17 protein-coding genes and 1 tRNA gene are annotated in these 20,778 nt (G+C 49.0%); 10 read left to right on the forward strand and 8 right to left on the reverse strand.

The features are described 5' to 3' along the window. The 3 genes from TY09_RS15200 to TY09_RS15210 all read right to left on the reverse strand — a co-directional run. On the reverse strand, nt 1-3,210 hold a 3,210-nt coding region (locus TY09_RS15200; RefSeq protein ID WP_042436183.1), incomplete at its 3' end, for a pilus assembly FimT family protein. A gap of 561 nt (nt 3,211-3,771) precedes the next feature. Then, entirely contained in the window at nt 3,772-4,434 is a 663-nt protein-coding gene (gene prfH / locus TY09_RS15205; protein WP_459382108.1) for a peptide chain release factor H, read from the reverse strand. Continuing rightward, a complete protein-coding gene (locus tag TY09_RS15210) occupies nt 4,379-5,449 on the reverse strand; it encodes an RNA ligase RtcB family protein (protein ID WP_081759683.1) in 1,071 nt (356 codons plus the stop codon). Before TY09_RS15210 ends, prfH begins: the two co-directional genes overlap by 56 nt. 238 nt (nt 5,450-5,687) lie before the next feature. Between TY09_RS15210 and TY09_RS15215 the strand changes: the two genes are divergently transcribed. Continuing rightward, nucleotides 5,688-5,936, forward strand: a complete 249-nt coding sequence (locus TY09_RS15215; protein WP_242841514.1) for a WCX domain-containing protein — start codon at nt 5,688-5,690, stop codon at nt 5,934-5,936. Nucleotides 5,937-6,197: 261 nt separating this feature from the next. Here TY09_RS15215 and TY09_RS15220 read toward each other — a convergent pair whose 3' ends face one another. Next, a complete protein-coding gene (locus tag TY09_RS15220; protein WP_042436189.1) occupies nt 6,198-6,794 on the reverse strand; it encodes a TetR/AcrR family transcriptional regulator in 597 nt (198 codons plus the stop codon). Between the two features lie 138 nt (nt 6,795-6,932). Here TY09_RS15220 and TY09_RS15225 point away from each other — a divergent pair, with 138 nt between their 5' ends. The 7 genes from TY09_RS15225 (at nt 6,933) to TY09_RS15255 (ending at nt 15,505) form a co-directional block, all read left to right on the forward strand. Next, nucleotides 6,933-7,634: an ABC transporter ATP-binding protein gene (locus TY09_RS15225; protein WP_187119621.1), complete on the forward strand. Its 702-nt coding sequence runs from the start codon at nt 6,933-6,935 to the stop codon at nt 7,632-7,634. Further along, on the forward strand, nt 7,628-9,952 hold the full coding sequence (locus tag TY09_RS18050; protein ID WP_009065560.1) for an ABC transporter permease: 2,325 nt from the start codon (nt 7,628-7,630) through the stop codon (nt 9,950-9,952). The genes TY09_RS15225 and TY09_RS18050 overlap by 7 nt, the downstream gene beginning before the upstream one ends. A gap of 408 nt (nt 9,953-10,360) precedes the next feature. Next, the gene (locus TY09_RS15235; protein WP_042436190.1) at nt 10,361-10,540 is read left to right on the forward strand and encodes a helix-turn-helix domain-containing protein; all 180 of its coding nucleotides are present in this window, start codon (nt 10,361-10,363) and stop codon (nt 10,538-10,540) included. Further along, entirely contained in the window at nt 10,537-11,223 is a 687-nt protein-coding gene (locus TY09_RS15240) for a response regulator transcription factor (RefSeq protein ID WP_009065542.1), read from the forward strand. Before TY09_RS15235 ends, TY09_RS15240 begins: the two co-directional genes overlap by 4 nt. Then, on the forward strand, nt 11,210-12,199 hold the full coding sequence (locus TY09_RS15245; RefSeq protein WP_042436192.1) for a sensor histidine kinase: 990 nt from the start codon (nt 11,210-11,212) through the stop codon (nt 12,197-12,199). The genes TY09_RS15240 and TY09_RS15245 overlap by 14 nt, the downstream gene beginning before the upstream one ends. A gap of 82 nt (nt 12,200-12,281) precedes the next feature. Beyond that, on the forward strand, nt 12,282-12,968 hold the full coding sequence (locus TY09_RS15250) for an ABC transporter ATP-binding protein (RefSeq protein ID WP_042436193.1): 687 nt from the start codon (nt 12,282-12,284) through the stop codon (nt 12,966-12,968). Then, the gene (locus tag TY09_RS15255; protein WP_042436196.1) at nt 12,968-15,505 is read left to right on the forward strand and encodes an ABC transporter permease; all 2,538 of its coding nucleotides are present in this window, start codon (nt 12,968-12,970) and stop codon (nt 15,503-15,505) included. The genes TY09_RS15250 and TY09_RS15255 overlap by 1 nt, the downstream gene beginning before the upstream one ends. Before the next feature lie 1,170 nt (nt 15,506-16,675). Here the strand turns inward: TY09_RS15255 and TY09_RS15270 are convergent. After that, a tRNA-Thr gene (locus TY09_RS15270) sits at nt 16,676-16,750 on the reverse strand. Between the two features lie 228 nt (nt 16,751-16,978). Between TY09_RS15270 and TY09_RS15275 the strand changes: the two genes are divergently transcribed. Further along, nucleotides 16,979-17,389, forward strand: coding sequence for a helix-turn-helix domain-containing protein (locus tag TY09_RS15275; protein WP_009065616.1), 411 nt, complete (start codon nt 16,979-16,981; stop codon nt 17,387-17,389). Between the two features lie 69 nt (nt 17,390-17,458). Further along, nucleotides 17,459-18,058 carry a DUF4364 family protein gene (locus tag TY09_RS15280; protein ID WP_009065739.1) on the forward strand — a complete coding sequence of 200 codons (600 nt, stop codon included), beginning with the start codon at nt 17,459-17,461 and terminating at the stop codon, nt 18,056-18,058. Between the two features lies 1 nt (nt 18,059). On the opposite strand, the gene TY09_RS15285 is transcribed toward TY09_RS15280, so the two are convergent. Genes TY09_RS15285 through TY09_RS15295 form a run of 3 tightly spaced genes read right to left on the reverse strand, consistent with a single transcriptional unit; the run spans nt 18,060 to nt 19,865 of the window. Next, nucleotides 18,060-18,800 carry a copper homeostasis protein CutC gene (locus TY09_RS15285; protein ID WP_042436202.1) on the reverse strand — a complete coding sequence of 247 codons (741 nt, stop codon included), beginning with the start codon at nt 18,798-18,800 and terminating at the stop codon, nt 18,060-18,062. Nucleotides 18,801-18,840: 40 nt separating this feature from the next. After that, nucleotides 18,841-19,167: a branched-chain amino acid transporter permease gene (locus TY09_RS15290; RefSeq protein WP_042436204.1), complete on the reverse strand. Its 327-nt coding sequence runs from the start codon at nt 19,165-19,167 to the stop codon at nt 18,841-18,843. Next, on the reverse strand, nt 19,164-19,865 hold the full coding sequence (locus tag TY09_RS15295) for an AzlC family ABC transporter permease (RefSeq protein ID WP_009065668.1): 702 nt from the start codon (nt 19,863-19,865) through the stop codon (nt 19,164-19,166). Before TY09_RS15295 ends, TY09_RS15290 begins: the two co-directional genes overlap by 4 nt. Between the last annotated feature and the right edge of the window lie 913 nt (nt 19,866-20,778).

Here is a 20,778-nt window from a genome sequence, read left to right on the forward strand (position 1 = left end):
ACCGCCCATAACCGCCACATCCGTGCTGATCGTGCAGGAACTGATTTTAGAGGAGCCCCAGCCCATCAACCCGGCGGCGGTACCGGAAGAATTCGATATGGCGGTATTGATCACCCTGCAGCCGGAAATGGAAAGTCCGGTGCCGCCGGTTCCCACCAATCCTGAGGCAAAGCCGCCGCTGCCCGTGATCGTAACACTCCTCTGGATATCGGGCGAGCCGACCACACAATTTGAAATACTGCCGGTGTTCAGCTCCCACACCAAACCGGACACAGAGGCGCTTGTACTTGTCACGCTGCCGGAAAGGAGCTTGCAATCCACAACGCTGCCGGTGTTTTTATTGGCAATCAGAGCTGCCGTATTGCCTGACTGTGAAATCGAAACGTCTGCCAGACGAACCCCTTTGATGATGCCGTTGTTGTCCTGGAACAGCGGCATCCGCAGCCCACTGATGGTATTTCCGGCACCGTCATAAACAGACTGGGTGGCATTGTTGTTGATCCCTCCGGTGTCAGCCTGTACGACAGTGATATGATGCGTCTGCTTAAAATACCACCCGTTTGAAATTCTTTTTCTGTCCCTGAGCTGTTCTTCTGTGCGCAGCTGGCCCGGCTGCTCCTCATTAAACTGCAACTCATGAAAAGAAATTGCCGCCGCAAACAGCGGATTGACATAAAGATCCCTGCCGGACTGATCATCTTTGATGATGATATTGATCTGATTGTCATGATTCAGCATTTCGCTTTTTGCATATGGAAGAGGATATAAATCCTGTGCGATGGCAGAAATTGTGATTTTGTCGCCCAAGGTCGCACCTGACTTCCAGGAAATATGAGGTGCGGCGGGCTTCCCTGTACCGGACGGTACCAGCATCCCATACCCCGCCTGCACAATGGTCTTGGCATTCACGTAGTCCAGCGTATCGGCCAGCGTACTATTGGCGTCATAACCGTAAAAGCCCCACGTGCCATCCGTGTACTTTTCATAATAACACAGGCTGTACGGAGGTTTCCCCGTTGCGTGAGTAAATTTTTCAGGCCAGTCGCCGTAGTATTCGTCGGTGACCATCCGGAACGGGTACGCGCTGCCCTGGAGAGAATCCGCATAGGGGTGGCATTTGGCCGCGCTGTTCTGAATGGGATTCCCGGCGCTGTCCTTCGCCAGCTCGTCGTACTCCAGAGCCGTCACTCCGGACGGAGCGGCCCCCCCGTAGGCGTCTGTGGCGCCGCTGTTGCCGGATTGTGACAGATAGCTGCTACCCGCATACGTTACTCCGCCGCTGCCGGTAACCAGCAGCCCATAAGTAACCGCTCCGTTTGTTGTTACGGTCCCGCACGTGTAGCTGGAGGCAATCGTAAGCGTGCCGGCATTCAGGCCGACCAGCGCACCGCCGGCCTCAGACGCGGCCACATCGGCAGAGGAAAAGCTGTCGGTAATGGCGGCATACCCCGACATAACGCCAATCAAGCCTCCCGCCGTTTTTAGATAGGTGCCTGAACTCCCTGAAATGACCGTGACCGAAGCATAACTATTCTGAATCGTAACCGGGGCGGAAGCGCTTCCCCCACTGACGCCGCCGATCAGGCCACCGGTCTGACCCGCTGCGTTAGATATCGGCAGAGCGGAAAAGGAGGTCTTGATGGCAATCCCGTTCCCGTTTTCCGCCTGAACCGAGCCGATCAGCCCACCGGTGGGGCGCTCCGCTCCGGAGCTGCTGCCGCGTCCTCCGGCAACAGAGCCGGCCCCCGCAGCGCTCTGATACACGCCGCAGTTTTCTACCACAATACTGCCGTTATCGCTGCTAAGACTGCCGATCAGCGCGCCGGACACCTGCTCTCCCGATCCATTAAAATCGACCAGTCGCAGGTTCTGAAAGTTCACCGCGACTAAGCAGGTGCCGAATATCCCCGCGGTTTGGCTTTGTACCTGAAAATTGCGCAGAGTATGAACGATCCCGTCGCCGTCCTTGCCGTCGATCGTCAGGCCATTCTGTGTGGAAGCAGCCGTCAGGTCCACCGGCGGGAACAGCGTGGGCGCGGCATCCAGATGGGCGGATATGGGCATCATGGTATTCTGGCGCACAGACCGCGTAAAATCGATGTTGGCCGTCTGAACGGCGGAGCCGTTGCCCATGGAGTAATATCGCAGATTGCTCAGGTGGCGGACACGGAAAAACTCCACGCCCTTTTTATGGAAGACTCCCTCCGTCGTCACGTTTGTGTCGTACTTCGCGGCAAACAGGCTGTTCACCGCACCGACCGCCGCATTCTGATACAGGTTTTTCCCGTTATAGGCGAGCGATACGCTCACGGTGATATTGTCACCTGCCTTCAGCGACGGGAACAGCTTCAAAAAGGAGTTTCCGTTCGTTATGCTGTCCAGCAAAACATACAGCGTATAATCGTTCCCGGTGTTCACATCAGCAAAGATACTGGACTTCCATTGATTGAACTCGGCATCGGACTCAGAGTCGGATTTCACCGCGGAATCACCGTCCGCGTTCCGCGTTACGGTAGTCCCGTGCTCGTCCGTAAGACTGATGGAGACCAGAACCTTCTCCGGGTGCCCGAGCGCCTCTCCCAGCTCCGGATAGACCAGCTTTAAATACAAATCCTCTCCGTTGACCAGCTCGAGCGTTTCAGGCAGATGCTGTGGCTCGTCCGGCCGCGACGGCTCCGGAGATGAGGCGGTAAGGCCGCCGTAATACCCGATGCCCAGCTTCGCGCGTACCTCCCGGTCATCGGTTCCTGCTAGCCGCTCCCGCAGATTTTTCACCGTATCGTGGTCGAGTGCGCTTTTGGAATAGTATACATCCGTCACATCGCCGGAACGCGGATTCAGATACAGCACCGAGCCGCCGGGCAGCGTGGAGAACAGCGCGGACAGGTGGTCGAGCGAATCGCCTGTCGTTTCAGACGTTATGTAGTAGAGCGTTTTTGTCACACCGCCCTGTGTGACTTCTTCCTCCTGAACAACACTGCTGTCAGCCGCAAGCTGCTGCAGGCCGCCGGCGGCCTTTTTGTCCGTCAGCTCATTCTGAGCCGCCAGAAAAATTTCGCGGGCTGTGCCGTCAAGCTCGGTGATCTGAAGGTTTTTCCAGCTTTGAACCAGATTAGGGGCCGCCAATGCCAGCAAAACAGAAATAATCGCCACAACCACCAGCAGTTCTGCGGTGGTAAATCCACGTCTGTTCAGTCTGTGTTTTACCATTGGCCGGAACATCCGATTCATCCACCGTCCAATCCTTTAAAATTTCCATTTACAAAAGAAAGCCGCCGTTTTAAAACGACAGCTTCTTATACGCAATCAATGCCTCTGCACCCGGGCAAAGTCAACCTTTGGGCAGTTGGCTGCGGTAATCTGCATCGGACAGGCACATCGCTTTAAACCACCATTTTGAATATGAAATTATGCTATCATATTTTCACTTGTTTGACAAGGAAATTATTCTTATTTTTATGTTTGTTTTTCACAAAATATGATATTTTATTCTATCGCGGAAATCTGAAGAAGCTGCGTTTTTTGTGGCTTTGCAGAGAAAGGTGTTTGGTATGATTACCCAAAATTTTCATTCCGGCATCATGCCGCGAATTGACAGATGACGGCAGAAAAGCGCTGCTCTTCCTTGCGGATTTTCGCGATAATTCCGCAAAGAAAAATACTCCTGAAATCTGTAGATTTCAGGAGTATTTGGGAGCCGGCAGACAGAATCGAACTGACAACCGTTTGCCGCCGGTTAAGGAGCTGTTTTATGATCAACCCACCGGTGAGTTATTCGATTCGTTTAAACTGCATCCCTTCGTACACCCGCACCGGATTCCCGCGCTGCAAACGGGTATGCTCCAGCCGGTTGAGCGCTTTCACCTGCGCCTCTCCCGCTGCGTTTTGCAGCGAGATGGCTTCGCACAGGCGGTTTAGCGCCAGCTTTTTGTTCATCTGCTGGCTTCTGGCCTGTGTAGATACCACCGCAAGCCCTGTCGGAATATAAATGACTCTTACACCGGTTTCTACCTTATTGACATTCTGCCCGCCCTTGCCGCCGGAGCGAAAGGTCTCAAACCTCACCAGGCTTTTATCGTAAGAAAGCGGCTTTGTCTGCCCGCACCGGCTAATGTCTAAAAACCAGTTTTTACGCTTATGGTTTTTTCGGTAGGGGCTTTGGCAAATCCACTGCACCGACCCCTCTAAAAAGGAGAGGTCAATCCTGCTCTTGAGCCGCACTGAGCGGTAGCAATCCGGGTGCTTGCCGAGGTGCTTTTCCAATACCGTTATATCTGGGAACTCCACCATCAGGCTGCGCAGAAATTTGCCCACTGCCAGTTCACATTCTTCTGGGCCTTGCCCTGAGCTAAGCTGCAATTCCATTCTGTTTTCCCCCTTACCCTTTATAGGTGACAAGAGGACGCAGAGTGGCAATGACCTTGCAAAGGCCATGCTCCACAAGGGCCGCAATCACATGTTCAATATTTTTGTATGCTTCCGGCGCTTCCTGATACAGCAGCTCGGTATCGTGGCAAACGGTACGGCCGCCCAGCTTCGACTGCCGGATGGTATCCCGTTCATATTTGTTCCTGATGCGGGATTTGCACAGAGATCGGGCCCATTTTCTCCCCGCTCCGTGAGAAAGGGAATGGCCCGACAGAGAGGTATCTGCCGCAGGCAGCACAAGGTACGTCAAGCTGCCCCGGGAACCGGGGATGACTACCGGGCCTTTCAGCGCACTGACTGCTCCCTTGCGGTGGATGAAATGACCGTCCCGCCGCTCCACAAAGTTGTGGCAGCAGTCCAGCAGCGGCTTTACCTCTTGGGAATAGCCGACGTACCCCATCAACTTTTCGGCTACCAAACGGCGGTTGCGCTCTGCCCATAAGAGGGCATCGTCGTGCTTTGCCATGTAAGCCTGCGCCCGCCCGCTGTTTGCGGAAAGCCCGTCAAGGCCCGGAAATTCGCTGAGAATCCGCTGGCCGTATCCCCTCGAACCACTGTGAATCAGCAGCAAAAGCTGATTCTTATTAATGCCAAGCTGTTCAAACACATCCCTGTCCAGAACTTCATGCACCGTTTGAAACTCGGCGAAATGATTGCCGCCGCCAATGGTGCCAAGGTCGTAGATGGGGCTTTCCTCCGGATAAGGGTTTTCGGTGGGCAAGTCCTCCAAAGCCCGAATATGGTTCAACTTTGTGGCAAAACGCTCCTGCTTGAATTTTTTGAGGGCGCAGTTCGTCTCAAACAGGCCCATCCCGCAGCCGATGTCGTTTCCGATCAGGTGGGGGTACAGAATCCCTTCTGTTTCTACCGCTATGCCGATCGGATTTTTTCCGGCATGCAGATCAGGGAGCCCTACTGCCCGCACTACACCAGGAAGCTTCGAGACATCTTCCAGCTGCCGGATCGCGGTGTGCTCCATCCAGCATTTCTCACTCTGAATTATGGTAAACAATTCGCTCAAAATATTCTCCTTTTTGATCGTGAATCGGCTAAAAAGGGCGCAAAAATGCCGTGGCAGAATCACCACGGCAGAAAATATCTTTTTAGCCATGTGGTTGATTGCTATTCGATTTTACTTCCTCTCGTCGCCAACATAACAATCAATCCTTTTCCAATCAATATTACGGGGAACCGTTACCCGCTATTTTACAGTACCAGCTTCGATTTGTCAACCAGAATCAGCGGTGTCGTTCAGATATGTGTTTGCTATTAAGGAACACGATGCACTCGAGCGCTGTATGCTTCAGTTTGCCTCTTATGATAAACAGACAGTATACGATGAGGAAAAAGGCTGTCATGTCTGCGAAATCTCTTATGACATCATGGAGGAAACCGAGCTGCTCATTCGTATTCTGTCTTTCGGCCCGGTGGTGGAAGTATTAGGGCCGGAAAGAATGCGAAAACAAATTCGGCAAAGAATAGTACATCAGATGATACATATGGAATAAATATCACAATATCTGCGGCCGACAAAATTCATGAGATATCATAAAACCCCGATACGCAAACCGCGTATCGGGGCAGATTTTCTGAAATCATATCCGTATGATACTGTATAGATTTTAGATGGAAAAAGTTTTCAATCGGTATTTTTAGAAAAGTATGATTTCTCTTAGGAAAACAGCATCTGAAATTTATTGAAATGATTTTCCTTTTATTTTAAATTGGAAGCCTTATGAAGAAATAGAATTTCTGGAACTGTTCCTCGTTTATTCCTGCATGTTTCGGATCAGCCCATCCATGAACAGCATATTTATTTCTCTTGCCAATTCAGGGTTGTGTTCAAGCCGATCCCGAATTTCCTTATTATGCATCAAATACGTCTGAATCATATCAATATAGATTTCAATTGCGTCATTGGACGCATCCGGGGAAAAAACCCCCGAATCTTTGCCTTCCTCAATAAACGTCATCAAAAGGTTTTTGCTGGCGGCGTTGAAATTTTCAAGGTATTGCCGAAGCTCCGGGTCGCTCTCAACCGCTTCAAAAAAGAACCTCAGGGTATATTTGCCGTAATACCAAGTTCGAATTTGTATATATTCCTCTATCTTTTCGATGAAGTTTCCTTCTTTTGCAATCAGAGATTTTATTTTTTCGACGCTGTCATCCAGCATATCCTTGATGATGATCCGCCGCAGGTTATCTTTGCTCTCAAAGAAGTTGTAAATGGATACCTTAGATACATGCGCTTTCTCCGCAATCTCCGTTACGGTTACCCGATCAAAGCCATATTGGTCAAATAACTCCAAAGCCGTCTGCATGATGGCTTTTTTCTTATCGTTTCTTCTTTTCTCAAACCCATCCAATACAATCACCTCAAGATATGAACCTTATAAACCTTATCCATAAATAATATAGCATATCGACATTGACAAGTCAAATTTCTTTTGATAATATATGAACTAATAAAATAAATATAGTACATATATTAAGGAGGGTCTGGCATGGGTGATATTATTTTTGATCATGTAAACAAGGATTATCGTATGGGGGAAGTCACGATTCACGCGGCAAAACAGGTTTCCTTTCATGTAAAGAAGGGGGAGCTCTGCATCATCCTTGGTCCCTCCGGCGCGGGTAAAACCACGGTACTCAATCTCTTGGGAGGCATGGAAATTGCCACATCCGGAAAAATTCTTTTTGGCAGCAAGGATATTACCGCTATGAACGATCTGGAATTGACCGACTACCGAAGATACAAAATCGGCTTTGTCTTTCAATTCTATAATTTGATACCAAATCTAACCGCAGCGGAAAATGTCGAGCTTGCAAAACAGGTTTGCAAATCATCGTTGGAGCCAGAGGAGGCCCTGCGCATTGTCGGCTTAAAGGACAGGATCCATAATTTTCCGGCGCAGCTTTCCGGCGGAGAACAGCAGCGTGTCGCGATTGCCAGGGCAATCTGCAAAAATCCCGACCTTTTGCTTTGCGACGAACCTACCGGCGCCTTGGATACCGAAACGGGAAAAACGATTCTGAAGGTTCTATCCGACATCAGTCGAAAGATGGGGAAAACAGTTATTATCATTACCCATAATTCTCTGGTAGCGCCCATTGCCGATCGGCTGATTGAAATGAAAAACGGCATGGTAGTCAAAGAGAGTGTACAAGATTCTCCAGCGGATTTGGAGGGAATCAAATGGTAAAAATGCTGCAAAAAAAGATTTTTCGGGATATTAGAGAAAACCGCTGGGCGTTTTTATCCATTGTGTGCATCTGCTCTTTGGGAATTGCCCTGTTCAGCGGCATCAACCTGTATGTGAGTACGGTTGAAAACGAAGTGGCCGATTATTATGAAGAGGCGAATCTCGCCGACTATTGGGTTTATAAAGCCGACATATCGGAATCCGATTTGGATCACCTGCGGTCTTTTACCGATATTCAAGAAGCACAGCGCCGGAAAATAACCGATATTGCGTTATCCGGAGCATCAAACTCAGTTCTGCATTTTCACGCCGTCGACGAAGCGGCCAAAATCAATGTACCGGAACTTTTGGCCGGAAGCCTGCTGGACGGAAGTGAAACAAACGCCCTTTTGCTTGACAGCCGCTTTGCCCAGGCCCATGGGCTGTCTGTTGGAGATACGATTACTGCTCGGGAAGGCGAATCGCAGAAAGAGTGGCGGATCAAAGGGATCGTCCGGGATGCGGAATACGTTTATTACGCCCCGGAAGGTTTAACCGTGCCCGATTATCACAAATATGGATTCGCCTATACAAACGCGTCCGCTTTGCCGGACATCGCTTACAATGAACTCATCCTCACTATCCGTGAAGGATCGAAGCTTTCACAGGAAGAACAATCGAATCAAGTACGAAAAGTGTTTGAAAGCGCCACGATCCTCAGCCGCTCTCATCAGACGAGCTATCGCAAGGTTGCCGACGCGATGACCGGCGTAAAGCAAATCGGGCTTCTGTTTTCCATTGCTTTTTTCCTGACGGCAGCTCTCGTAACATGGATTACAGTATCCCGTATGACAGAAAACCAGCGTCAGCATTTGGGAACACTGCGTTCCTTGGGCTACTCTAAAAAGGAAATAATGGCTCGGTACGCACTTTTAGGTGTTTTGATTACCATTCCAAGCATGATTTTAGGATGGGCAGCCGCCAGATATCTGATCGCAGAATTTCTGTATCGCGTCGGGATTACCTATTACACAATAGACAATACCGGCGTCACGCCTTTTACTCCGCATTTCTTCGTATCAGTCCTCTGCGTTGCAGCGGTTACCTGCGGTGGTGCCGCGCTCTCCTGCCGTAGATTGCTGAAACTGACACCTGCGGCGCTGATGCGGCCAAAACCGCCGGCGCACGGCCACCGGATTTTGCTGGAACGAATCACGCCCTTTTGGCGCAGCTTAAGCTTTAGTGGAAAAATCGTGACAAGGAACTTGTTCCGCAACAAAGCGCGGATGCTCATGGGGCTTGTCGGCATTATCGGCTCCACTTCCCTGATTTTGTGCGGCTTCGGGCTGATGAATTCTATCAACGCAATGCTCGATCGGGCGTTTGACGAAACCGTGATGTATAACGTGGAAATCAAGTTTCGAACCCCTTCGACCAGCGAGCAGCTTTCCGATATTTACGATGCGCTGAGCAGCGCGCGAAATATCGACGCGACAATGGCGTTCAGTGTTTCTCTTTATGGTGAAAGAGGCAATGTGCAAAGTCCCTATCTTGTGGTGATGGACGAGGAGCAAAAAAGCCTCAGCTTCAGGGATATGGAGGGAAACCCGATACATTTGCCGCAGGACGGTGCGCTGATTACTCCCAGAATGGCAGAAGCGCTCAATGTAAATGTCGGCGATACGCTCACGGCGGAACGACTCGATGGAATCGTCATACCGCTGAAGGTTGCACAGATCGTGGATTTTCCTATCGGAAATGAAGTTTATATAAGCAAAACTGCATTTTCAAAAGTGTCGGACCTTCCGTTTCTGATCAGAACGCTGCTGATAGACGGACAAGGGCTTGATCTCGACAAGCTAAAAAGCGACCCGAGGATTTCACTTATCGAGACAAAGGAAGAAATGCGCAGCAATATGCTGATCGTTCTGGAGGCTTTGCAGGGCTTTCAGATCATATTGATTGTATTCTCTGGACTGCTTGCCTTTGCCGTTATGATGGTGCTGGGGCGCATGAACTACTATGAGCGAATTCGTGAGCTTGCAACGCTGAAAGTTCTGGGATTTTATCGCACTGAAATGAAACGATTGATCCTGCGGGAGAACATTTGGATTACGATATTCGGTCTGCCTTTCGGCTTTGTCATCGGTTCCTTGCTCCTGCGCATCATACTTTCTCAAGCGACAACGCCGGATTTGGAGATTGCGCCGATCATTCCCGTATTGAGCATTGCCATAGGCTTTGCTTTTATCTTTGGGTTTACCATACTTGTGAATCATATCATAGGAAGAAAATTTAAGAATATTGATATGGTGACTTCGCTGAAAAGTGTGGAATGAATAAAAAACAGCTTAATAAATTAAGAGTCTTTGAAGCCCCTCCAAATAAATCGGGTTTGGCGGGGCTTTGCCCATGGCAGAATATTTTTCTCAATCCTCCAAGCCTGTTAAAGTTTGGGGGTAGCTTTTGTGTGTTGGCCGATACAGACTGCACCACTGTGCATTTGCCACAACCACATTAGGCGATCTGCATAGCTAGTGCTTACATAGGTAATTGATTAAAAAAGTCCATACTTCATCTTGACGTACACTCCTTTCCAACGAGAGAGAAGTCATAAGAAATGCCCCTCACTTCTATTAGGGAAAAAGTGAGGGGGCTGCATGGACTGATAAAGTCAAGATTTATTGTCTTGATTTAATTCGGTTAAACGAATACAATATTTATATATTTTGAAAGGATACGATGACATGGAATATATGACTGTGCGGGAAGCAGCTGAAAAATGGAGTATCACAGAGCGCTGGGTTCAAAAGCTCTGTGAAGAAAATAGAATCAAGGGTGCTGTTCGGTTTAGCAGAGTATGGATGATTCCTAAAGAGGCCATCAAACCCATTGATGGTCGGCGAAAGGATGGTGAACATAAATGAAACGGATATTTTTAGTTGAGGACGATAAGGCAATTGCCAAAAACCTCGTGCTTTTGCTCCGATCGGAGGGATTTACAGTAACCCACGCTTCTACACATGGGGAAGCTCTTGCAGCGCTTGCCGAGCACAAATTTGACTTAGCTCTGATTGATATTTCTTTGCCTGACGGAAATGGCTTTACGGTTTGTACAGAAATCAAAGAAACACTGGATATTCCCGTTATCTTTCTGACAGCTTCCGGTGACGAGTCAAGTGTGGTTACCGGACTGAACATGGGCGCAGACGACTATATCACCAAGCCTTTTCGTCCACGTGAACTCATTGCACGAATCAGAACTGCCCTGCGCAAAAGTGGATATTCCCCATCGGCCTTTGAAATCTCCGGGCTTCATGTGGATACGGCAAACGGTGTTGTGAAAAAGAACGGAAACGAGGTTTTTCTTTCCGCTTTAGAATACCGGCTGCTTTTGGTGTTTATTAACAATCCTAAAAGTATTATCACAAGAAGCAGGCTGCTTGACGAATTGTGGGACGCTGCCGGCGAGTTTGTAAACGATAACACATTGACCGTGTATATCAAACGCCTGCGGGAGAAAATCGAGAACAACCCGGCGAACCCGCAAATGATCCTGACTGTCCGTGGGACAGGCTATCGATTGGGGGATGGACATGTTTCGAAATAGGGAGATACGGCAGTTTGCTGTGGTGTTTACGGCAATTACCGTCACCGCTGCCGCAGCAGGCTTTGCCATCCAACCGGCAGCCGGAATTCTTGCTCTCGCCTCTGCCGCTGCCTTGGGTACTGTATTTTTGGTGTTTACCAAGGCCCGGTACAAGAGTATTGCAAAGCTATCGGAACAAATTGACCTTGTGCTTCATAATTCTGACCACCTGTTCATTGGCGAAACGAATGAGGGCGAGCTTTCCATTCTGCAAAGCGAGATAACAAAAATGACGCTGCGCATTCGGGAGCAAAATGATGCGCTGAAAAGGGAAAAAGAACATCTTGCCGAGTCAATGGCTGACATTGCCCACCAGCTTCGCACACCTCTCACATCGGTAAACCTGATTTTATCCTTGTTAGAGAATAGCCCTGATGAAAAGGAACGGAAAGCAATGATCCGGGAAACAAAGGAACTGTTTGTACAGATGGATTGGCTGCTTGCTTCTCTATTGAAACTATCCCGCCTGGATGCGGGCATCGTAGTGTTTCAGAGAAAGAAAATTGATGTACATGACCTGATAAGCAGTGTGCTTCACCCGTTCTTAATTTCTATGGATCTGCACAACATCACTTTGCAAACGGATGTGCCGAAAGAAATATTGATTCAGGGCGATTCCGCCTGGCTTTCGGAGGCCATTCAAAACATCCTCAAAAATTGCTTGGAAAGCGCAGGCGATGACGGAAAGATTGTGATCGCCTGTCAGGACAATCCGCTGTTTACCGAAATTACGATTCGTGACAGCGGCGCAGGCTTTGCAAAAGAAGACTTACCACATCTGTTTGACCGGTTCTATCGCGGGAAACACGCAGAGGCTACAGGATATGGGATTGGACTTGCTCTCTGCAAAACGATTATCACGCGGCAGGGTGGGACAATTACCGCCAAAAATTACCCGCAGGGCGGCGCAGTATTTTCTATTCGTTTTCCAAAGTGACGGATCTCTCACTTGAAAGTCACCGGAATGTCAGTGAAAAGTTCTATGATATGGGTGAACCACGGGAAAGGAGACTCATAGAATGGAGTTTTTAAAAGTTGAAAATTTATGCAAGGTCTATGGCAGGGGCGATAACCAGATCACTGCGTTAGACCATGTTACCCTTACCATTGAAAAGGGAGATTTTACTGCAATCATCGGTTCTTCCGGTTCCGGTAAGTCCACTTTGCTTCACGCTATTGCAGGTGTTGATGTGCCGACAAGCGGAAAGATCTATTTGGACGGGCAGGATGTATATGCGACGAGCAACGAAAAACTTGCCATTTTCCGCAGGCGGCAGGTGGGGCTGATTTATCAGTTTCATAACCTTATCCCCACTTTAAATGTGGTAGAAAACATCACATTACCTATCCTGATGGACAAGAGAAAGGTCAACGGGGAACGGCTAAACGATTTGCTGGAATTACTGGGTCTACAGGAACGCAAAACACATCTGCCGAATCAGCTCTCGGGTGGTCAACAGCAGCGTGTTGCGATCGGACGTGCTCTCATGAACGCCCCGGCAGTCATGCTGGCCGATGAACCGACCGGCAGTCTGGACAGCCGTAATGGACAGGAAATCATCAAGCTACTGAAAGAAAGCAATCAAAAATATGGGCAGACCCTGCTTCTTGTCACCCACGATGAAAATATCGCCTTGCAGGCAGACCGCATTATTACCATTGCGGATGGAAAAGTGGTGCGGGATGAGAGGCAGGTGGCACGATAATGAACATTTTCAATAAAGTTGCCCTGCAAGGACTGAAAAAGAACCGCACACGAACACTTGTAACAATTATCGGAGTTGTTTTGTCCGCTGCTCTGATTACGGCAGTTGCCACCTTTGCCGTATCCTTGCAAACCTATTTGGTTAACGGAGCAATCATGAAGTACGGCAACTGGCACGTTGCATTTCCAGATGTAGATACCTCTTTTGTGCAGGAACAGGCTGATGATAACAGAGTTTCAAACATCGCATCCTTTGAAAACATTGGCTACGGGATGCTTAAAGGTGGACAAAATCCCGACAAACCATATGTATTCATTGCTGGATTTAATAAAGAAGCCTTTTCCGCTCTGCCTGTTGAACTTCTTTCCGGCAGATTGCCGGAAAACAGCAGTGAAATTCTGGTTCCAGCGCACATTGCGGCAAACGGTGGTGTGAAAATCTCGGTTGGCGATACGCTCTCCATTGCGGTCGGAACCCGTAAGGCTGGAAATGAAACACTGAGCCAACACGATTCATATCGTTCCGGAGAGGAAACGCTGACACCTACTGCGGAGAAAACCTACACGGTGGTCGGCATCTGCCAAAGGCCTGCCTTTGAGGAACGTTCTGCTCCCGGCTATACGTTGATTACAACAGCAGATACGGCGTCTCCGGCGAGTAGCTTCAGTGCGTTTGTTGCGCTGGAAAAGCCGAGCCAGCTTCGCTCGTATGTAAGCAGTGAGGCCGAGAGCCACACTTATGTCCTAAACGATGATGTGCTGCGCTTTATGGGGCTTTCGGAAGATAAGATGTTTAATGCGCTGCTCTACTCAGTCGGGGGAATTTTGGTTGCCCTGATTATGGTCGGGTCGGTGTTTCTGATTTACAATTCCTTCAACATTTCCTTAAACGAGCGCACACACCAGTTTGGCATTTTAATGTCAGTAGGTGCCACAGAAAAGCAGCTGCGCAATTCTGTGCTGTTTGAGGGACTTTGCATCGGCGCGATTGGCATTCCTATCGGCATTTTGATTGGCATCCCAAGCATTCGACTTGTACTTTCTATTGTGGCAGAAAATTTTGCAAATGTTCTTTACAGCAACGTACCGTTGACTCTAAAGGTATCTGTTCCCGCTCTTGCTGCTGCAGCGGTTATCAGTATGGTTACCATTCTGATTTCAGCCTATATTCCGGCAAAAAAAGCAGCCGGTACACCCGTGATGGAGTGTATCCGCCAAACCAATGAGGTCAAGGTGGAAGCCAACGCCATAAAAACCTCTAACCTCACAAGTCGGCTTTATGGTTTAGAGGGAACACTTGCGTTAAAAAACTTTAAAAGAAACAAGCGGCGTTATCGCAGTATTATCCTGTCGCTTACTTTGAGCGTCGTGCTGTTTGTATCATCAAGCGCCTTTGGCACCTATTTGGATCAGGTGGCGGAGCAGTCCGCTGTTGAAATGGACGGTGATATCCTGCTCTATACACGAGATATGACCGAAAGCGAATTCTCCCAGCTTTCTAATACCCTGAAAACCGCTGACGGAGTGACCAAAAGCACCGATCAGGCTGTTTCCACCTATACCTGCAAGGTCAATACAAATGAGCTCACAAATGACTTTTGGGACAGCTACCAGAAATCCGCAGGTTTAGATGCAACCAGTGAAACGGTGAAGCTATCGCTGGATGTTCAGTTTATTGAGGACAGCATCTATCAAAGCTTTATCGAAAGCCTCGGCCTGCCCGCAGCGGAATATACGGGGCAGGATGCAAAAATGATTATCGTCGGGAAATATAACGGCGGGCTTGATCTATTTACAGACCGTTCCATGGATTTTACGATTGGAACTGAATCTGGGGAACAGACGAAAACAATCCACACCACCTTTGCAGATACCTACCCGCTGGACCCGCCGCCCGCAGAACCCTCTGATGTGAAAGGATACGTGTTGATGGTGGTTGCCCCTCACCAGATGAAACCGCAGTTCGATGCTCTGGACGCGCCTACAAAATTAGGCTTGACCTTTTGGTCTGATCATCCTACACAGTCAACGGAGAAAATGCAAGAGATAATTGAGGGATCGGGCATTACCTCCGGCTATACTTTGTACAATGTTCATGCGATACTGGAGCAGAATCGTAATATCCTGTTTATTGTAAATCTGTTCACGGTTGTTTTTATCGCTATGATTTCCCTGATTGCGGTTGCCAATGTGTTCAACACGATTTCCACCAACATCAAGCTCCGCAGGCGAGAGCTTGCCATGCTGCGCTCCGTGGGGATGTCTGACCGGGATTTTAATAAGATGATGCGCTTTGAATGTGCGCTTTATGGAGCACGGACGATGCTTTGGGGCTTGCCCCTCTCAGGAATTCTCTCGTGGCTGATTTACAAGGGAATGGTTGTTGGCGGCGGTGATATAGAGTTTATGTTTCCTTGGGACAGCATCGGAATCAGTATGCTTGGTGTATTCCTTGTGGTGTTCATTACCACGCTGTATGCCATTCGCAAGATAAAAAAAGAAAATATCATTGATGCGCTACGGGATGATATGGCTTGATTTAAGATACAGAAGACATTCTGCAGAAAGAATGAATTAAAAAAAACGTGGCAAAAAACAGAGATGCGGAACCCGCCTCATAAAAAAAGGTGCTTTAGCGGGGCACTCCACATACTTAAATACCATTCATACCCTCCAAACCCGTAAAGTTTGGGGGGATCTCTTATGTGTTAGTCAATACAGACTACACCGCTGCATATCTGCTGCAGCGACATTAGGCTATTCGTATAACCATAACCCACATAGGTAATTCGTTTAAAAAAGCCCGCACTTCTCATGGGAGAAGTATGTCCATGCACACGAACTACTGGTCCATGTTAATCCTTACTATAATTTCATAAAAGACACACAAAGAGGCATCATTTTGCTCTCGTGTGCTTTTGTCTTTGTTATCTTGCATCGGTACTGTTCTCCACCAACCATCAAATTTTCACCTGGGCACATTGAAAATTTGGAGGTTAAAGTGATGAGAGAATACACATTGATTGTAAAAGGCAAGAGAATCCCTGTCACTTACGATGTCTATAAAACCTATTATCAAGAATACGAACATGAAAGATACCTGAAAAATAAGTCTGCCAAGCACGAGCACTCTTTAGAGCAATGCATCGAGACGAATGTTTCTATAAAATTTATCTGCCCCACGGTTTAACTATTGTTGGGGATGAAGTTCTTAAATCGGAACAACTAAGCCATCTTCCCCACTGTTGAACAAGCTGAGTGCAAAGGAACACCAAATCATCTGCTGTATCTTTTTCTAAAGAAAGGATAAAACAGTTGACCCAGCAGGTGCAAATATCCGCTTCGGCAATCAGATACAGCAAGCGCAAAATTCTGAATGCTTTGCTTCAAGAAACGAAAGGTTACTACAGGTAAAAGCGCTAATCTTACTCAAAAGCTTACCGATATTCATATCGAGTAGCTTCTATCACTATGCCAGCCGGATCTGGACCCTAATAACCATTTTTTGGTGCACAAAAGCCTCACAGTTTTTTATCCTTGGTATGGTACTTCTTACCATTTGTTGTCCAAAGCCATTTGTAGGATGTGTTTTCGCTTGTTTTCTCCGGTGAAAAGTCGAATGCGAACCGATCCCTCCTGTTATAAAAGCAGAGTTCCCAGACATAATAAAAAAGCCTGCAAACACACATGTTTACAGGCTTTTTCTTCTGGAGCTGGTGGTCAGAATCGAACTGACAACCTGCTCATTACGAATGAGCTGCTCTGCCATTGAGCCACACCAGCATCTGATTCTTTTCGCACTTATCTAAGTCAGCCAATATAGTATACAAAAAAGAAGCGATTTCGTCAAGTAGACAGGCCGAGATTTTCTCGAAAAAAACGATGGTATTCTCTTTTTGCGAAAAACATTTTTCCTTGTGTTGAAAAAGTGAAAGAAAATCACATAACTATATGTTTAATTCTGGGATAACATATAATTAATATATTAAGCTCCCGAGAAAGAGTGATACTATGTCACTGAGTTCCATTGGTAAAAACTTGCGGATTTTCAGGGAAAAGTGCGGATACACACAGCAGCATCTGGCAAATGTGCTCAATATTGATCGCTCCACGTATTCTTATTATGAATCCGGGAAGACCACGCCGGACATTTCATCCCTCATCATGTTGTCCCAGGTGTTTTCAGTCAGTTTGCCGGAATTGCTGGGACAGGAGGATATTTCCCCCATGTTGAACGATTCTTCTTCCGGAAAATCGGGTTCGAAGCGTGTAACAGATAATAACAGCCACATTTATGATCTGAAAAAGGATGAACTGCAGCTGATTGCATTTTTTCGGGCCTGCACGGTGGGGGAAAAAGAAGAGCTTCTCCGGAAGGCGGCAGAAATTCAGAGTAAAAATAAAAAGAAAGAATTGGATTGAGCCTTTGCGGAAATGCCGGTTTCATGATATACTAAAAATGCATGTACTATTGATTGCCGGAGGTGCCGCATGGAATTTGACGCATTTGCCGCCGGAATTGAGCCGGGCGGCCTGAGAAACACCAAAGAGATCCGTATTTTGATTTGTTACCTTCTGGTCAGCGTGGACTCGCCGTTGCGCAAAGAGGATATTATCGATATTCTGCAGGAAAACGGCCTGGCCAATTACTTTGAAATTACAACTGCGCTTTCTGACTTGATCGACAAGGGCAGCATTCTGATAAAAAACGGCCTTTGCACGCCGGGGGAATCGGCCCGGATGATCGCAAAACAGCTCGACGGCACCATCCCCACCGCTGTTCGCCAGCGCACTTTGACCGCGGCGCTGCAGCTTTTAACCCGCATCAAGCGGGAAGAGGAAAACGCCGTGGAAATCACCCACACCAATAACGGCATTCAGGTGACCTGCCATATCTCGGGCGGCGACATGGAGCTGATGTCGCTTTCTCTGTATGTACCCGATTTGCAGCAGGCCAACCTGGTGAAGCAGAATTTCCAACAGGACCCCGACATTATCTACCGCGCCATGCTGGCCGCCGTCACCAAGGACCAGAAAATGATGGCGGAAACGCTCACGGAAATGGGCATGAAAAAACAACCGAAACAATAAACTATTCGCCGTCCATCGCTGCGCGCATGGCGGCGATTTTTTGCGTGTCCGTCTGCCAGATCGTATAGTCCTGCCCGTTCGCCGGCTCCAGCAGCCGGCGCTTTTTGCGGTACTGCATGGGGCTGTCTGCTTTTTTCAGCCAGTTTCCCTGATACACCGAAGCCGCCGTTACCCGGCGGAATGCGGCAAACTCGTGCGGTTCCATCTCACCGGCCACCGCGATCTCCATCCCGTCGGCATTGAGAAGCAGCCGGGCGATCAGGCTGCGGCCGTCATAGCTGCGGCGGCACTGACCAGAGGTCACGAGCCCGCCAAAGCCCATCATCTTTGCGCGCTGAAAGGCCTCTTCCGGCTCGCGGCACTCATCAAATGCGCGTCCCAGCACCATCTTCATCTCCTGTGCCTGAACGATCAGCTCGTCCAGGCGCAGAACATCGAGTGTGCCATCCGGCGTCAGGATCCCCGTTTGCACCGCATCCGCTCCTGCGTCGCGGAACAGGGCGATGTCATCCTTCATCATCTCAAACTCCACCGGTGAACAGCAGTAATCCCCGAAATGAGGTTTCACCAGAACAGAGATCGGCAAATCCAGGTGATTGCGTACCTCGTAATAGAAATTGATATTCGGTGTGGTTCCGCCAAGCACCAGCCCAGAGCAGAGCACCAGCCGATCCGCGCCCGCACGCTGTGCCTCAAACGCAGAATCCACCGTATCGACACACACTTCCAAAACCGCTTTCATATGTACCCTCCCACAGAAATGTGACAGTTTCCAGAGGCTTTCAGAACACCAGCTGCACCAGCAGCATATAAAAAACCGTTCCACCGGCAATGCTCAGCAGCGTATTGCGCTTCCACAGATGCAGGAGCACCACCGTCAGCAGAGCCGCGCCCTCCGGTATCCCGTAGGGAAACGACAAGGGGGTGGCTCCGCGCAAACAGTAGACGATCAGCATACCGATCACGGCGGAAGGCAGCATCTGCCCCAGGTACAACACCCAGCCGGGCGTGGGCTTGTCCGCCGGGAACAGCAGGAACGGCGCCGAGCGAATGAGAATGGTAACGGCCGCCACCACACCGATTAAAAGCAAACCGTGAAGCTCCGTCATTGCACACCCTCCCTTTTTTCCAGCCTGCCGCGCAGCAGCAGAAACACCGCAGTGATGGAGAGCATGGCCGGAATCACGAACCCGGAGGGGCCGAACACCAGCAGGCAGAGCACTGAAATCACGATGCCGAGAATGGACGCGGTATGATCGGTCTCAGCCTTCCAGCGGTCGAGAAAGATCACTGTGAACAGGGCCGTCATAACGAAATCGATGCCCTCCGAGGGGATGTGCCAGATCGACCCGAACACCGAGCCGACAACACTGCCAAGCACCCAGTACAGCTGATCGAGCAGGGCAATGTAAAGCAGCAGCCGTTTTCTATCCGGCCCAGGAGGCTCCTTCAGCGCGCAGAACAGCGTGAAGGTCTCATCCGTCAGGGAAAAGATCATGTACGGCTTCTTCCGGCCGATCTCGCGGAATTCGTCCAGCATGGCGATTCCGTAAAACAGATGCCGCGCGTTGACCATCAGCGTCATAATCGCCGCACCGATCAGCGAGGCCGCGCCCGCGAGCAGGTCCACTGTGACAAACTGCATCGAGCCCGCGTAAATGAATACGCTCATCAATAGGGCCCACAGCCAGCCGTAGCCTTTGCTTTCCAGAAACACCCCGAACGCGAAGCCCAGAAACAGGTAGCCGGTCATAACCGGTATAGTATGTACAAATGCTTCGCGCAGAAGATGCCGCTTTTCTTTCAACCGTAACCCTCCAATATGCCCCAAAAGCGACTGTTACTCGCTTGATTCGCCCAGACAATTTTTTGATAATTATACCACATAATGCAAAAAAATGACAAGGCTGCCAGAGGGGACCCGAATCAATTTTCCATTAAAATCCTGCAAGGCAAATGCAATGCTTACAAATTGAAAAATTGCAATTACAATGAAAATAAAAGAACTCGCTGATGAAAAATTTGTTCCTGCGAAAATTTCTATATAACTTTCTGCTCGCGGCAGGCTAAGCCTGCACGCACGTCGCGCAACAGCTCGAAGAAAAGCTTTCGCTTCGCGCTTCATTCGTCGCGCGTGCGCTGGCTGTTCTCACGCGAAAACAGCCTTCTATCAGAATCGTTATTTTTTCATTACGGGTTCCCCATATTAATTCTGCTGGCGCAGGGCTTGCCCCTCATGCCGGGGCGGGCACTTACTTTCGCGACGAGGCGAAAGTAAGCAAAGACTCGCCAAAGGACACCTTTGGAATCCGTTCGGGGAACGGCACTTGAACACATTAACGGAAGCTACTGTAAAGGCGCTCCAATGAAAATGCCCACTCTCCGAGATTCATCTGGAAATAAGTCTTGCTATCTCGTCTGTCGGCGGGCATTTTCAGAGCGCTCTCGTTGGCTCGCAGTAGGGCTGCCTGACGGTAGTTCCGGTTTGCCGATTTACAGATGGTGTTCCACCGCTCAAAGATTTCTTGTACCCTTTGTGCGCTAAAGCTACTTTTACACACCCGCTTCACACGCAGGCCTTGCCTGTGTGTGAAACAGAACCAGAGCGGGAGCCTCTCCCGGTTTCCAAAGGCAGCGCCTTTGGTCGTTGAGAGGAGGTTCCAAGGGGGAGAGAATCGAAACTCTCCCCTTTGGCGAATCTTTGTTTACTTTCTTTTCGT

Source organism: Faecalispora jeddahensis (assembly GCF_000577335.1).
Classification (GTDB): Bacteria; Bacillota; Clostridia; order Oscillospirales; family Acutalibacteraceae; genus Faecalispora; species Faecalispora jeddahensis.